General features: G+C 71.6%; 12 protein-coding genes, 1 tRNA gene and 1 riboswitch. Of the genes, 7 read left to right on the top strand and 6 right to left on the bottom strand.

The features are described 5' to 3' along the window. Positions 1-325: 325 nt before the first annotated feature. Positions 326-2425, bottom strand: a complete 2100-nt coding sequence (locus AB0959_RS11930) for an asparagine synthase-related protein (protein WP_366826206.1) — start codon at positions 2423-2425, stop codon at positions 326-328. Between the two features lie 844 nt (positions 2426-3269). Between AB0959_RS11930 and AB0959_RS11925 the strand changes: the two genes are divergently transcribed. The 4 genes from AB0959_RS11925 to AB0959_RS11910 all read left to right on the top strand — a co-directional run bounded on the left by AB0959_RS11925 (position 3270) and on the right by AB0959_RS11910 (position 8797). Further along, the gene (locus tag AB0959_RS11925) at positions 3270-4694 is read left to right on the top strand and encodes an MFS transporter (protein WP_366826205.1); all 1425 of its coding nucleotides are present in this window, start codon (positions 3270-3272) and stop codon (positions 4692-4694) included. Between the two features lie 196 nt (positions 4695-4890). Further along, entirely contained in the window at positions 4891-6114 is a 1224-nt protein-coding gene (lhgO, locus tag AB0959_RS11920) for an L-2-hydroxyglutarate oxidase (RefSeq protein WP_366826204.1), read from the top strand. Between the two features lie 258 nt (positions 6115-6372). Continuing rightward, positions 6373-7263, top strand: coding sequence for a tRNA (guanosine(46)-N7)-methyltransferase TrmB (gene trmB, locus AB0959_RS11915; RefSeq protein WP_366826203.1), 891 nt, complete (start codon positions 6373-6375; stop codon positions 7261-7263). Between the two features lie 109 nt (positions 7264-7372). Continuing rightward, positions 7373-8797, top strand: coding sequence for a PrsW family glutamic-type intramembrane protease (locus tag AB0959_RS11910; RefSeq protein WP_366826202.1), 1425 nt, complete (start codon positions 7373-7375; stop codon positions 8795-8797). 50 nt (positions 8798-8847) lie between these two features. Here AB0959_RS11910 and AB0959_RS11905 read toward each other — a convergent pair whose 3' ends face one another. From AB0959_RS11905 to AB0959_RS11890, 4 genes are all read right to left on the bottom strand, one after another. Next, positions 8848-9798 carry an aldo/keto reductase gene (locus AB0959_RS11905; protein WP_366826201.1) on the bottom strand — a complete coding sequence of 317 codons (951 nt, stop codon included), beginning with the start codon at positions 9796-9798 and terminating at the stop codon, positions 8848-8850. A gap of 113 nt (positions 9799-9911) precedes the next feature. Then, positions 9912-10958: a M23 family metallopeptidase gene (locus tag AB0959_RS11900; RefSeq protein WP_366826200.1), complete on the bottom strand. Its 1047-nt coding sequence runs from the start codon at positions 10956-10958 to the stop codon at positions 9912-9914. Between the two features lie 11 nt (positions 10959-10969). Next, a riboswitch (cyclic di-AMP (ydaO/yuaA leader) is annotated at positions 10970-11127 on the bottom strand. A 295-nt stretch (positions 11128-11422) separates the two neighbouring features. Further along, positions 11423-12100: a GTP cyclohydrolase II gene (gene ribA, locus AB0959_RS11895; protein WP_366826199.1), complete on the bottom strand. Its 678-nt coding sequence runs from the start codon at positions 12098-12100 to the stop codon at positions 11423-11425. A 160-nt stretch (positions 12101-12260) separates the two neighbouring features. Further along, positions 12261-12776, bottom strand: coding sequence for a MarR family transcriptional regulator (locus AB0959_RS11890; RefSeq protein WP_366826198.1), 516 nt, complete (start codon positions 12774-12776; stop codon positions 12261-12263). Between the two features lie 138 nt (positions 12777-12914). Between AB0959_RS11890 and AB0959_RS11885 the strand changes: the two genes are divergently transcribed. From AB0959_RS11885 to AB0959_RS11875, 3 genes are all read left to right on the top strand, one after another. Further along, entirely contained in the window at positions 12915-14063 is a 1149-nt protein-coding gene (locus AB0959_RS11885; protein WP_366826197.1) for a dihydrofolate reductase family protein, read from the top strand. Between the two features lie 66 nt (positions 14064-14129). Beyond that, a complete protein-coding gene (locus tag AB0959_RS11880; protein ID WP_366826196.1) occupies positions 14130-14723 on the top strand; it encodes an antibiotic biosynthesis monooxygenase in 594 nt (197 codons plus the stop codon). A 79-nt stretch (positions 14724-14802) separates the two neighbouring features. After that, positions 14803-14876: transfer RNA gene (locus AB0959_RS11875), tRNA-Met, on the top strand. A gap of 57 nt (positions 14877-14933) precedes the next feature. Here AB0959_RS11875 and AB0959_RS11870 read toward each other — a convergent pair. Further along, positions 14934-15239: a hypothetical protein gene (locus AB0959_RS11870; RefSeq protein WP_366826195.1), complete on the bottom strand. Its 306-nt coding sequence runs from the start codon at positions 15237-15239 to the stop codon at positions 14934-14936. Positions 15240-15255: the final 16 nt, after the last annotated feature.

Below are 15255 nucleotides of genomic sequence, written 5' to 3'. Positions count from 1 at the left end.
CAACCCCCTAAATTTACGATTGTTCGTGTTTTTCCGCGGTGTCCTATCCCTAGTGGGGGGGGGGGGGGGGGGGGGGGGGGGGGTGTCGGCCTGAACGGCCTCGTCCTCAAACGCCGGACGGGCTGCAGGATGCCGGACCGGACAGGGCGCTGGGACCGGCCGCAGGGCTCCGGGCCAGCCACACGACACCGAAACAGCCACAGAGCACCGGGCCAACCACACGACACCGAAACAGCCACACAGCACCGGGCCAACCACACGACACCGAAACAGCCACATGACACCGACGCCGCTGCACGGCGCCGGAGCACAAGTCCTTCTCGGGTCAGGCGCGGTAGACCGAGGCTCCTGCTCCCAGGGCTCCTCGTTGGGGGGTGATTCCGGCCGGGACGGCGCGTTGGCGGGCGGGGGTGCCTGTCCAGCAGGTGCCTCGGCGGGCCAGGAGGCGGCGGAGCCACAGTTCCAGGGAGACGAGGTCGGCGAGGCCGTCCAGGGGGAGGGGTTCGCCGTCCGCCGCCGCGCGGAGTGCCTTGCGGACGACCCTCGCTTCCACCAGGCCCGCCTGGGCGAGCAGCGGGGTGTCGAAGAGGGTCACCAGGGAGTCGGCCGCCACCCGGAGTCCGGTGCGGGCCGCGGCGGCGGAGGTCGCGTGGGAGGGGGCGCCCCAGCCCGGTGGGAGGTCGGCGACGCCGGCGCCCTCCAGGACCGTACGGAGGATGGCCGCGCGGGCGCCCGGTTGGACGCGCAGTGCCTCGGGCAGGACGCGGCAGGCCCGTACGACCTGGTTGTCCAGGAAGGGGGCGTGCAGGCGCTGGAAGCGGACCTCGGCGGCCTGTTCCAGGACGCGGAGGTCGGCGGCGTGGCGGGCGAGGGCCGCACGCGCGCGGAAGTCGCCCGGGCGCTGGCCGGGGCTGACGATCGGGCGGCTCGTGGCGGCCTGGAGGCGAATCGATACTTCCGCCAGTGCCTCGCCCGTGAGCCAGCGCGCCGCCGGGCCGGGTCTCGCCCAGGTGAGCGCGGCGAGGGACGCGCCGACCGCGCCGCCGGGTTCCTCGAAGCGCTTCTGGAGGAGGCGGTCGGCGAGGGCCTCCACGCCCGGGCGGTACTGGGTGCGGGCCAGCTTGCGCGCCGCCGCGTACACGCGCGCGGGGACCATGACGGAGCCGTCCGCCTTCGCCAGCGCCGCGACCGGGCGGACCAGGTGGCGCCTCTTGCGGTCCATCAGGAGGTCCGCCAGGCGGGCGGGGTGGGCGTCCAGCACCTGGCGCGCGCCGTAGCCCGTGAAGTGGTCCGCGCTGCCGGAGGCGAGGCGGGCGCGGTGTCTGGCGGCGGTGATCAGGGACGGGCCCGGTTCGTCCGTGAGGGGGCCGTCCAGGTCCGCGTACGGGAGGACCTCCTCGCCGCCCGCCACCACCACGTGGTGCAGGCGGGGGTTGGACGCCAGGGTGCCCGCTCGTTCCAGTTCGGCCTCACGGCCCGGTACGGCGAGGTCGTTGAAGGTGACGGCCAGGAGGCGTTCGCCGGCGCCCGTGCCGTGGCCGAGGACCGTGCCGGGAGCGCCCGGGAGGCCCGCCGCGAGCAGGGCGAGGGTTCCGGAGGCCGGGCCACCGGAGAGGTCGGCGCCGATGCCGGGTACGGGCATGCCGCGCGCCGCTCGTCGCTCCGCCGGGCCCATGCCGGGGACCGGGCCGGGGTCGATGTCCGCTCCGGGTACGTGCCTGGGGGCGGCCAGGCGGGTGCGCACGGCCTCCACGAGGGCGTCCCGGACGGCGTCCACCGCGCTCGCCGGGTCGGCGGACGGCGCGGCGACGGCGAGGGAGGCGACGGCCTCGTACCCGGCGATCTCCCGCGCCCCCGCGCGCAGGATGAGCGCGTGCCCCGGCGGAATGCGCCGAACACCGTCGTACGGGGTCGAGTCGTGCAGGGCGGCCGGGACGTCGGGGGCGGCGAGCAGCGCGGCCAGGTGCCCGAAGTCCAGGTTGGCCTCGATGAGGTCGGCCAGCGGGAGCGCGGCGGTCGCGTACGCCGTGCCGCCCGCCCAGGGGGTGTAGAACACCGGGCGGGCGCCCGCGAGATCCCCGCACACGGTCACGCGGCGGCCGACCTGGACGATGGCCGTGTAGCTGCCGGACCAGGCGGTGAGGTGGCGAAGTGCCCCGCCGCGCGCGGCGAACAGGCCGACCTTCAGCTCCTCGTCACTCGCGCCACAGGTGCCCAGGACCGCGATCCGGGTCTGGGCGTCGGTCTGCACGACGCGGACCTCGTCGGGGCGCCAGTCACCGACCGCCCAGAGCGGATCGGGGTCGCCCCACAGGAGTTGGGAGCCCACGGGATGCACGGTCTCGCCGTCGAGTCCGGTGGCGCCCGCGGATCCGATCAGGGGTGCCGCAGCGGCGGTACTGCTCCATCCCACCAACCACCGCATCGCTGCCTCCACAGGCTGTGGACAACCAGTGCACCGCACGAACCGGTCACCATGCTGCCACGAAGGAAGCGTGTGGAGGGGACTGTGCGAAGGCTTGCGCATCTCGCAATGCGCCCTGAAGCACTCCCCGCGCGAGCCGGAATGCGCTTCCGCGAACGCGAACGCGCCGATCCGTGCCCGATCTTTGGGGAATCGGTACCGGTTCGGCGTCCTCGCAGCACCTGGTCGGGGCCCGGGCGGCGTCCGGGCCACGCCTCTCCGAACACCTGCCCGGAGAAACCGGGGAAAGGGGATCACGGCCGTCGGATCTGGAAATCCACAATCCTGTGCCCTTGCGGCTGCGACGTGAATGCGCCCCGAAACGCTCCCCAAAAACTACCAACGCGCCCTCAAGAGACGTGGTCGGAGCGGTAATTCTCCGCGCGAGGGACCGTCGATTTTCGGCCAAATCGGTCGCGAGAGACAGAACGCACAACACGCTCCGTACAGGCTCTGCGCAACGCACAGTCAACGCGTAGTCCGGGAGACCGAGTTCGCCTCCCGGACCGTCCGCCGCCCGCGGGGATGTAGGCGGCGGTGTCCCCCAGCCCACTGGATCCAGTACAGCGGGCCGACCCACGCAGGGCCCATCGAAGCGCTCCACTCGTGGCCGGAGAAGAGCGCACGGACAGGCGCACGGCCACACAGCGGGAGCACGCCGCAACACTGCGTACTCTCGCGCGGACCACAATCCCGCCATCCGGATTTTCGCCCCTTAACGCTTGGGATGCGGCGAACTACGCTGGGTTTACGAATGCCGCGTGCCTATGCCGCCGCGGCAGCCGTCTGTGTCGAGGGGTGGCGCATGTCCAGGGAGCAACGCGGGCCGAACGAAAAACTCGGCGCCGTTCTCGCCCTCGCGGGAATCAGCAATGCGGGACTCGCGCGGCGCGTCAACGATCTTGGCGCCCAGCGAGGACTGACTCTTCGCTACGACAAGACGTCGGTGGCGCGCTGGGTGTCGAAGGGCATGGTGCCGCAGGGCGCCGCGCCGCACCTCATCGCGGCCGCCATCGGCCAGAAACTCGGCCGCCCGGTGCCGCTCCACGAGATCGGCCTGGCGGACGCGGATCCCGCACCCGAAGTGGGCCTCGCCTTCCCCAGGGACGTCGGCCAGGCGGTGAAGTCGGCGACGGAGCTGTACCGGCTGGACCTCGCCGGGCGCCGGGCCGGCTCCGGCGGCATCTGGCAGTCGCTCGCCGGATCGTTCGCGGTGAGCGCGTACGCCACGCCCGCCTCACGGTGGCTGATAACCCCGGCCGACAGTTCGGTGGCACGCGACGCGGGCCCCTCCGAAGGCTCGGGAGCACCACTGAAAGTCGGCCACAGCGATGTGCAGAAGCTCCGCGAGGCCGCGGAGGACGCCAGGCGCTGGGACTCCAAGTACGGAGGCGGCGACTGGCGTTCGTCCATGGTGCCCGAGTGCCTGCGGGTCGAGGCGGCGCCGCTGCTGCTCGGCTCGTACTCCGACGAGGTCGGCCGGGCGCTGTTCGGAGCCTCCGCGGAACTCACCCGCCTCGCGGGCTGGATGGCTTTTGACACGGGTCAGCAGGAAGCCGCCCAGCGCTACTACATCCAGGCCCTACGACTCGCCCGCGCGGCCGCCGACGTGCCCCTCGGGGGTTACGTCCTGGCGTCGATGTCGCTGCAGGCCACCTACCGCGGCTTCGGCGACGAGGGCGTGGACCTCGCCCAGGCGGCCCTGGAGCGCAACCGGGGGCTGGCGACCGCGCGCACCATGAGCTTCTTCCGGCTCGTCGAAGCGCGGGCCCACGCGCGCGCGGGGGACGCCCAGGCGGCCGGCGCGGCCCTGAAGTCGGCCGAGGGCTGGCTCGAGCGGGCCCGCGACGGCGACAATGATCCGTCGTGGCTGGGCTTCTACTCGTACGACCGGTTCGCGGCCGACGCGGCCGAGTGCTACCGCGACCTCAAGGCGCCCCGCCAGGTGCGCCGCTTCACCGAACAGGCGCTGTCGAAGCCGACGGAGGAGTTCGTGCGCTCGCACGGTCTGCGCCTCGTCGTCTCCGCGGTCGCCGAACTGGAGTCGGGGAACCTGGACGCGGCCTGCGAGCAGGGTGTGCGGGCGGTCGAGGTCGCCGGGCGCATCTCGTCGGCGAGGACCACCGAGTACGTGAAGGATCTGCTGCACCGGCTGGAGCCGTACGGGGACGAGCCGCGGGTGGTGGAGTTGCGGGAGAGGGCTCGGCCGCTGCTCATGGCTCCCGCCTAGAGCGTGGGTGCCTGCGCGTCTGCCGGGTTGTTGTCGGTTTGGGGCTGCGGGTTGTCGGTGGCTTGTCGCGCAGTTCCCCGCGCCCCTATCGGGGCCTGCGGCCCCTCAGGCGGCGCCTTGCGGTCCCACCTCGTCTCTCGCGTTTAAGCGCATTGTCAGTGGCGCAGTGCACTATCGGAGGCGGGAGGTGGGGCGAGTGCGGCAGCTGGGTCCGGACGGGATCTCGTACGACTGTGATGTGCTGGTGATCGGCGGTGGGATCGTCGGCCTGTCGACGGCCTATGCGATCACGCGGGCCGCGCCGGGCACGCGGGTCGTGGTGCTGGAGAAGGAGCAGGGTCCGGCACGGCACCAGACGGGGCGGAACAGCGGGGTCATCCACAGCGGGATCTACTACCGCCCGGGCTCCCTGAAGGCGCGGTACGCGGTGCGGGGTGCGGCCGAGATGGTCAAGTTCTGCGCCGAGTACGGCATCGACCACGCCGTCACCGGCAAGCTGATCGTCGCGACCGAGCGGGACGAGCTGCCCCGGCTGCACGCGCTCGTCCAGAGGGGGCGGGAGAACGGTATTCCGGTCCGCGAGCTCGGTCCCTCTCAGATCACCGAGTACGAGCCGGAGGTGCGGGGCCTCGCCGCCATCCATGTCGGGACCACGGGGATCTGTGACTTCGTGGGCGTGGCCCGGCAGCTCGCCGAGGCGTCGGGGGCGGAGATCCGGTACGGGTCGGAGGTCGTCCGGATCGACCGGCGTCCCGAGCTCGGGGTCGCCGTGCGGCTGGCGGACGATGGGATCGTCCGTGCGCGCGTGCTCGTCAACTGTGCCGGGCTGCACTGTGACGAGATCGCCCGGCTCACCGGGGACGAGCCCGGGATGCGGATCGTGCCGTTCCGGGGTGAGTACTACTCGCTGGCGCGGCCCGAGATGGTGAACGGGCTGGTGTATCCGGTGCCGGATCCGGCGTTCCCGTTCCTCGGGGTGCATCTGACCCGGGGGATCGACGGCGGCGTGCACATCGGGCCGAACGCGGTGCCGGCGCTGGCGCGGGAGGGGTACGGGTGGGGTGTCGTGCGGCCGCGTGAGCTGGGGGCGACGCTGGCCTGGCCCGGTTCGTGGCGGATCGCTCGGCGGCACTGGCGGTACGGGGCGGGGGAGCTGCGGCGGTCGGTGTCCAAGGGGGCGTTCGCGGAGGCGGTGCGGCGGTTGTTGCCGGGGGTGTCGGAGGACGATCTTCTGCCTGCGGCGGCGGGGGTGCGGGCGCAGGCCGTGTTGCGGGACGGGACGCTGGTGGACGACTTTCTGATTCGTGAGGGGGCGCGGACCGTGCATGTGCTGAACGCGCCGTCGCCTGCGGCTACCGCTTCGCTGCCGATTGGGCGGGAGGTTGCGCGGCGGGCGTTGGGCGCGCTGGCCGGGGTCTGAGTTTTCTCGCCCCCGCCGCCCCTGCCCGTCCCATCCTCGGGGGCTGCGCCCCCAGGCCCCCGGGGGGTGGGGGGTGTCTGGGGTGGGTGGGTTGTGTGCGGGTGGGTGGGGGCTGGTCGCGCCCACGCGGCGGAGCCGCATATCGACACAGCCCCGCGCCCCTGAAGGCCGTGCGGCTCCCCGCGCCCCTGAAAGCCGGCCTCGGCCGGGAACACCCTCCGGGCAGGGCCGTCGGGTGCCAGTAAAATCGGCCCCACTGTGTCTGATTCCACCCACACCCCCGAAGTCCCGCAGCCCTCCACCCCCGGCGCGTCTCTCCGGCGTACCCGGGCGAAGGGGGAACCCCGCTTCCCCGACGGACCGAAGGCCGATCCCGCCGGGTCGCACTTCGAGCGGCGGATCCGGAGTTTCCAGCCGCGGCGGAGCCGGGTGACGGCGGGGCAGGCGGACGCGCTGCAGCGGCTGTGGCCCAAGTGGGGGCTGGACATCGACGGGCAGCGGAAGATCGACCTCGCCGAGCTGTTCGGGAGCACGGGCCCCGTGGTGCTGGAGATCGGGTTCGGGATGGGCGAGGCCACCGCACGGATGGCGGCTCAGGACCCCGCGACCAACGTCCTCGCCGTGGACGTGCACACACCGGGACAGGGCAACCTGCTCAATCTCGCCGATCGGGACGGACTGTCCAACATCCGGGTGGGCAACGGGGACGCCATCATCCTGCTGCGCGAGATGCTGTCCCCGGACTCCCTCGACGGGCTGCGCGTCTACTTCCCCGACCCGTGGCCGAAGAAGCGGCACCACAAGCGGCGGCTGATCCAGCCGGAGTTCCTCACCCTCGCCGCGTCCCGTCTCAAGCCGGGTGCCGTCCTCCACTGCGCGACCGACTGGGAGCCGTACGCCGAGTGGATGCTCGAGGTGCTCACCGCGCACCCCGGCTTCGAGAACACCCAGGCTGACGGCGGTTTCGCGCCACGTCCGGGGTTCCGGCCACTGACCCGTTTCGAGGGCCAGGGACTGGACAAGGGTCATGTGGTGAACGACCTGCTCTTCCGACGCGTACAGCACAGGGACGTACCGTCCGAGCCGCGCGGAGGGCAGCCACACCACCCAGTCCGTCCCGACCAGCCAGAACCCCCCACCGGCGCCTGACCAGTCCCGCCGAACGCCCGCGAGGCACCAAGCCGGCACCAACCGGCACCACCTGCACCTCACGCGGCACCATCGCGGGGAGCGCCTCTCCCTCGTTAGGGTCGATGCCGTGGCCACCTTCCCCCCGTATCCGACGCACCCCAGCGGACCCAACGGCCCGGGCGGCCCCGGCGGTTCCGTCGGCGGGGTGCGGCGCTCCGCGCACTGGTGGCGGAGGAAGTGGGTGCGGTACGGGGCGCTCATCACCCTGCTGGCGCTCTCCGGCCTCGTCATCCTCGCCCTGGTCCGGGAGCAGACCGGTACGGAGGGGTTCCTGGTGGGGCTGGGGCTGGCGGTGCTCCCCGTGCCGTTGCTCATAGCCGCGTTCCGCTGGCTGGACCGGGTCGAGCCGGGGCCCTGGCGCAACCTGCTGTTCTCGTTCGCCTGGGGCGCGTGCGCCGCGGCGCTGATAGCCATCGTCGCGAACAGTTTCGCGACCAAGTGGATAGCGACCGCCACCGCGGACCCGTCCAGCGCGGACACCCTCGGCGCCACCGTCATAGCGCCCGTCGTCGAGGAGACCGCCAAGGCGGCCGCGGTCCTGCTGATCTTCCTGTTCCGCAGACGGGACTTCACCGGGATCGTGGACGGAGTGGTGATCGCGGGGGTCACGGCCACCGGGTTCGCGTTCACCGAGAACGTCCTCTACCTCGGCACGGCCTTCGGGACCGACCAGCTCAGCGGCGACAGCGGACTCGCGTCCGTGACGGCCGCGACCTTCTTCGTCCGTGTGATCATGTCGCCCTTCGCGCATCCGCTGTTCACCGTGCTCACGGGGATCGGCTTCGGCATCGCGGCGCTCTCCGCGGACCGGCACCACGTACGCCGCGTGCTCCTCCCTCTCTCCGGGCTGCTCCTCGCGATGGGCATGCACGCGCTGTGGAACGGCTCGTCGACGTTCGGGGAGTTCGGGTTCTTCGCGGTCTACGCGGCGTTCATGGTGCCCGCGTTCGGACTGCTGACCTGGCTGGTCATCTGGACGCGACAGCGGGAACTGCGCACCGTGCGGGACGAGTTGCCCGCCTACACGGCCGCCGGCTGGCTGACGCCGCCCGAGCCGTACGTCCTCGGGAACATGAAGGGGCGGCGGGTGGCCCGCGAGTACGCCGGGCTCCAGTTCGGGCAGGACGCGGCGCGCGCTGTCGCCGAGTACGAGGCGTACGCGACCTCGCTCGCCTTCCTGCGGCACCGGGGGCGGCGGGGCCGCGCCAACCCCGATTTCGTCGTACGGGAACGGGAGTTGCTCTTCGAGCTGTGGCGCCGACGGGAGATCGCCCGCCCCTCACTGGCGTACGCGGCACAGGCGACGGCGCCGATGCCGGTGTACGGGAACGGGAATGGGAACGTCCACGGGTACGAGTACGGCCAGGGGTATGACCAGGGACATGGCCACGGGTACGGGTACGCGCCGGCGTACGGGTACGGTCCGGGTTCGAGCCCGGGTCCGGCGGCACCGTACCCCTCCTACAACCCGTACAACCCGTATCAGACGTAAGGCCCGGGTCACGGGTCTCAGAAGCACGCCGCCGCCGGACCGCGTCCGCGTCAGCTCCCCTGTGACGCCTGCGTCAGCTTCGCCAGCTCCTCCTCCGTGAGGGTCAGCTCTCCCACCGCCACCAGCGCGGGCAGTTGCTCCAGCGTCCGCGCGGAGGCGATCGGCGCGGCGACCGTCGGCTGGGCCGCGAGCCAGGCGAGGGCCACCGTGGCGAGTTCGGCACCGTGGGCCTCGGCGACCTCGTCCAGGGCCGCGAGGACCCGTACGCCCTGCTCCTTCTCCAGGTAGGCGCCGGCGCCCTGGGCGCGGGCGCTGTCCACGGTCGTGCCGGGGCGGTACTTGCCGGTGAGGAAGCCCATGGCGAGGGAGAAGTACGGGACGGCGGCCAGGCCCTCGCGGGAGGCGATGGCCTGCAGGGCGCCCTCGTAGGTGGAGCGGGAGACCAGGTTGTAGTGCGGCTGGAGCGCCACGTACCGGGCGAAGCCCTCGCGGTCGGAGAAGTCGAGGGAGGCCTGGAGGCGCTCGGGGGAGATGTTGGAGGCGGCGATCGCGCGGACCTTGCCCGCCTTCACCAGCTCGTCCAGTGCGGTGATGATCTCCTCGACCGGGACTTCGGGCTTGTCGAAGTGGGTGTAGTAGAGGTCGATGTAGTCGGTGTCCAGGCGGCGCAGGGAGGCGTCGGCGGCGGCCTTGATGTTGGCGGCCGTGAGGCCCTGGTAGTCGGGGTGCTGGCTGACCTTCGTGGCGATCACGACGTCGGAGCGGTTGCCGCGCGCCTTGGCCCACTTGCCGATGATGGTCTCGGACTCGCCGCCCTGGTTGCCCTCGATCCAGGCCGAGTAGGAGTCGGCGGTGTCGATGAAGTTGCCGCCGGCGGCCGTGTACGCGTCGAGAACGGCGAAGGACTGGGCCTCGTCGGCCGTCCAGCCGAAGACGTTGCCGCCGAGGGAGAGCGGGAAGACCTCGAGACCGGATGAGCCGAGCTTGCGAAGAGAAGTCATGCTCTATGACAACGCCCTGACCGGACGCGCGAATTCCGCACGTCCGGCCAAGGGTTCGTAAATCCGGGAGGGGATCACCTCACCTGCTCCCGGAAGACCTCAGGGGTTGAACCTCAGGGGTTGATCCCCTTGCTCTGCAGCCAGGCCATCGGGTCGATGCCGGTGGCGCTGCCGCCGGGGTGGACCTCCAGGTGGAGATGGGCGCCCGTGACGTTGCCGGTGGCGCCGACGCGGCCGATGACGTCGCCGCTCGCGACCTTCTGGCCGACGCTGACGCTGATGGACGACTGGTGGGCGAACCAGAGTTCGGTGCCGTCGTCGAGGGTGAGGATGGTGCGGTAGCCGTACGAACCGCTCCAGCCGGCCTCGGTGATGGTGCCGTTGTGGATCGCCTTGATCGGGGTACCCGTGGGGGCGGCGAAGTCGAGGCCGGTGTGCTGGCCGGAGGACCAGTACGCGCCGGACTGACCGAAGGTGGAGGTGATCGTGTACGAGGACGTCGGCAGCGTGAACTGCTTGGCGAGCTCGGCGACGCGCTCGGCCTCGGCCTTCTTCTCCGCCTCCTCCTCCGCCTTCTTCTTCGCGGCGGCGGCCTTGGCCTCGGCCTCCTCACGCTCCTTGGCGGCGGCCTCGGCGGCCTTCTTCGCGGCGGCGGACTCGGCGGCGAGCGCGGCGGCCCGGTCGACCGCGTCCTGCTGCGACTCGGCCTGCTGCATGATGCGGGCGCGCAGCGCCTCACCGGCGTTGCCGGCGCCCTGCTCGGCGTCGGCGCCGGTCATGCCCGCGTTGCTGAGCGGGGTGGAGGAGCCCGCGGGCTCGTCCTCGGAGTCGAAGACCGAGCCGACGTTGGGCATGTCGGGCATCGAGATGGACACCGGCGGCTTGCCGGTCTGCGCGGTGGCCATGCCGCCCGCGCCGACGGCGGCTATGACGCCGACACCCAGAACGGTGGAGCTCCGGGCGAGACCGCCGCGGGCGAGTCCGCTCTTCTTGGCGACCCGGTGCCGGCCGCGAACGGGGCGGATGGACTCCTCTGTGGGGTTCCACTCCTGCCAGGGACCCTCGTCCTCGCCGTTGTAGCCGCCGTACCCGAAAGTATCGCTGTCGCCGCGTTGGCCCGGCATGGGTGGGGCTTCGGTCGCAGACCGGTTGGACGCCACGTGGGCGTACTCCTTTCCTTCCTTCTCGCCTACCGGGTTAGCTGACGGGTTCGGAGCAGGAAGGTCTCCTACGCGCGTAAACCGACCGTGCTTCCACGGCGGCTTCCGCGTGATTCACCCCTGGGTGGTGGTTCCCCGGTTCCCTTGCGGGATTCGGCGCGTGCGCACGGAGCCGCCTCTTGTGACGGCTGGGACGACCGCGCTGCGTTATCGAACGTTAATAGACGCGCGGGCCGTATTCCAAGCGGTTCTGGATGATCGTTCAGGCTTCTGGGCTGGACTTTCGGGTCAAGGCAGGCCTAAATCGGGCGAGTTACCCCTGTCTCAGGAGTCACAGGCATCCTGACGGTGCGTCAGTTGTTATGCGCAGAGGGGTTGTCCGAACACGCTCAGTGACAGCAGTTATGAGGAAGTCGTGAACGATCACCAGCTGCGAAGGGGCCGATGAAGAGGGCCGGCAGACGTCAGCCCGCGGAGAGCTCCGCCAGGTCCCCCAGGTCCCCCCGCTCCCCCAGGCCCCCCAGGTCCGCGAGCGGCAGCGTGTGCTGGGTCTGGAGGACCTTCGCGCGCAGGTAACGGACGTTGTGGGCGGTGGTGAAGACGCCCGTGGGAACGCGGGTGCGGACCTTGACCCCGAGGTCGCGCAGCTGCTGCGCCTTGTCGGGGTTGTTGGAGAGCAGGTCCAGGGTGTCGATGCCGAGGGCTCCGAGCATCTGTGCGGCGGCGGTGTAGTCGCGGGCGTCCTCGGGGAGGCCGAGCGCGGCGTTGGCCGCGTACGTGTCGAGGCCCTGGTCCTGCAAGGCGTACGCGTCGAGCTTGTTGTAGAGGCCGATGCCCCGGCCCTCCTGGCGGAGGTAGAGGAGGACGCCACCGCGGTCGGCGATCTGCTCCACCGCCTCGCGCAGCTGCGGGCCGCAGTCGCAGCGGGCCGATCCGAAGACGTCGCCGGTCAGGCACTCGGAGTGCAGGCGGACCAGCGGGGTGGTGCCGGGCGCGGGCTCTCCGAGGACGACGGCCACGTGCTCCTGACCGTCGGTGAGACCGTGGAAGGTGACCAGTTCGGCATCGACGCCGTAGCCGTCCTGGAAGCGCAGCGGGACCCGGACGCGGGAGCGGGTGGTGGCGGTGGGCTGGTCGGGCATGCGGGCCTCCGGTCCAGGTGCGGGTGCAGGTCGGCCGGTATGCTTCAGTTTTGAAGCACATCGCCCACAGGGACTCTAGCCCTGCTTCAAACTTCAAGCAACCCTGACGGCGGGCGCCGCATTCCCACTGCCGCCGAAATTACTGCCCTCTCCCGGCGGGCTAGCCCGAAGAGCAGGAGCGGCGGCGCCATGGAAGGTCGTCGGAGGTGACCGCCTCGGCACCGTCGCCCTGGAGCGCCTCCGTGATGCCCGTACAGATGCGCTCCAGCTGTTCCACCTGCTCCGGGCCGAGGTGGTCGAAGACCGCCCTGCGGACCATCTCGACGTGGCCCGGTGCCGTACGCTCCAGCAGGGCCATCCCCTCGTCCGTGAGCACCGCCACACTGCCCCGCTTGTCCGACGCGCACCCCTCCCGCCGCAGCGCGCCGTCCTTCTCCAGCCGCGCCACGACGTACGTCAGCCGGCTGCGCGTGATCTTCAGGGACTCGGCGAGGTCGGTCATCCGCATACTGCGGTCCGGCGCCTCGGAGAGGCCGGCCAGTACGGAGTAGTACAGGTGCGACATGCCGGCCTCCTGCTGGAGCTGCCGGTCGAGCGCGTCCTCCAGGAGCAGCGAGGCCGCGATGTACGCGCGCCAGGCACGCTGTTCCTCGGGGGTGAGCCAGCGGGTCGTCATACGGACAGTGTAGTTATTGTTTAAAACTTGAACCACACCGCCGACCGTCACGATCAGCCGAACGTCACGACCAGCCGAACGTCACGACCAGCCCAACGTCACGATCAGCCCAACGTCACGACCACGGGAGCGACCCCCATGCCCCAGCCCTACGTCCTGTTGTCCGCCGCCGTCTCCCTCGACGGCTACCTGGACGACACCGGACCCGAACGGCTGCTGCTGTCGGGCCCGGCCGACTTCGACCGGGTCGACGAGGTGCGGGCGGCCAGCGACGCGATCCTGGTCGGCGCCGGCACCCTGCGCACCGACAACCCCCGGCTACTGGTGAACTCCCCCGAGCGGCGCGCGGCCCGTGTCGCCGCGGGGCTCCCGGAGTACCCGCTGAAGGTCACCGTCACCGCGACCGGCGACCTCGACCCCACCGCCCGCTTCTGGCACACCGGAGGCGAGAAGGTGACGTACACCACGGACGAGGGCGCCGAACGCCTGCGCGCCGTCGGCTTCCCCGCCGACGTGGACGTGGTGGCCGTCGGCCCCGAACTGCGGTGGCGGGCCGTGCTCGACCACCTCGGGACCGTACGCGGCGTCCGGCGCCTCATGGTGGAGGGCGGCGGCCGGGTCCACACCCAGCTGCTCCGGGAGGGCCTCGCGGACGAGCTCCAACTCGCGGTCGCGCCCCTGTTCGTGGGCCAGTCGGACGCCCCGCGGATGTTCGGCACGGGCGCGTACCCCGGCGGCCCGACCAGCCGTCTGCGCCTGCTGGAGACCCGGCCGGTGGGCGACATCGTCCTCATCCGGTACGCGCCCACGGTCCCCGGCACCGGCGGGCAGCCCTCGGCGGCCGACCGGCACTGGCTGGAGCTGGCCTGTGACCTGGCGGCCCAGTGCCCGCCCTCACGGACGGCCTTCAGCGTGGGCGCGGTGATCGTCGCCGCCGACGGTACGGAACTGGCCCGCGCCCACTCCCGAGAGGGCGACGACCCGGTGGCCCACGCCGAGGAGGCGGCCCTGGCCAAGCTGGATCCCGGTGACCCGCGCCTGGCCACCGCCACCGTCTACAGCAGCCTGGAGCCCTGCGCCCGCCGCTCCTCCCGCCCGTCACCCTGCGCCCGGCTGATCCTCGACGCGGGGGTACGGCGCGTCGTCACCGCGTGGCGGGAGCCGGACACGTTCGTCGTGGGCGCCGACGGCAACGCCCTCCTGACGGCGGAGGGGGCCGACGTCGTCGTGCTCCCCGAGTACGAGGCCCGGGCGACCGCGCCGAACAGCCACTTGCTCACTTCCTGAGGCCCTGGGTACTCCATAAGGCCGGTGCTCGCGTTCGAGAGCCGAGAGAGCCGGAAGGAGACCCCTATGAGCCGCCCGCGCGAGGACACGACGACCCTGGACCGTGCCGAGGACCAAGGGGTGACGCTGGTCTACAGCTGGGAGGTGAAGCCCGGCCGGCAGGAGGAGTTCGAGGAACTGACCCATGAGATCGCCTACATCGCCGAGGGCTTCTGCGGCCACGAGGGCGTCACCTGGCTGCGTCCTCAGCACGGCCAGCGCGTCTACCACGGCGTCCTGCGCTTCGCGGACCAGGACCGACTGGACGCGTGGCTGCGGCTGCCGGCGCGCCAGACCTGGCTGGACCGTGTGCATGGCGTCGCCCACCAGGTCACCGAGGCCCAGCAGCAGCCCACCGGTATGGAGACCTGGTTCAGCCTCCCGCAGCGCCGGGTGAAGGCGCCGCCGCGCTGGAAGATGACGCTGGTGACCATGCTCGGCGCCTTCCCCGTCGCCCTCGCCATCAACGCGCTGATCACCCCGCACGCCACCGCCCTGCCCGTTCCTCTGAAGGCCGCCCTCTTCCCTCTCATCGCCGCCCCGGTGCTCACCTACGTGATCATGCCCGGGCTCAGCCGCCTGTTCCGCCGGTGGCTGTACGAGGAGCGGGTGGTGAGGTGAGGGGAGGCCGGGGAGACCAGGACCACGGGAAACGCGTGTGCTGAGCACCCCGCGCATGCCGTATAGTTGATTTCACCGACGCGGGGTGGAGCAGCTCGGTAGCTCGCTGGGCTCATAACCCAGAGGTCGCAGGTTCAAATCCTGTCCCCGCTACTGAAGGCCTGGGGCCGGAATCCGAAAGGGTTCCGGCCCCAGGTTTTTTCGTGTGCGCTACGCCTCCGGCGCCCCTGGTCCAGGCCCCGGCCCCGGCCCCGGATGCCGTACGGCCTTCTTCACGTCCGCCTCGACCTCGCTGCGCGCCTGCCCCTCCGCGCTCGCGTACTCGGTCACCGCGGCCTGCGCGTCCCGGGCGAGGTCGCGCCAGGCCCGCCACGCGGTCTCGTACGTCTCGGTCTGCGTCTCGGTCCACTTCTGGGCGGTCGGGGAACCGTACTGCTCGCGCAACGCCTCCACTCGCGCGTGGGCCTCGTCCGCCGCTCTCTGCATCCCCACGAGTTCCTCGAAAGTCTGCGCCACGCGCACGAATCCTTGA

Source organism: Streptomyces sp. NPDC046862 (assembly GCF_040704615.1).
Classification (GTDB): Bacteria; Actinomycetota; Actinomycetes; order Streptomycetales; family Streptomycetaceae; genus Streptomyces.
This window is presented reverse-complemented; position numbering and strand designations above follow the sequence as displayed.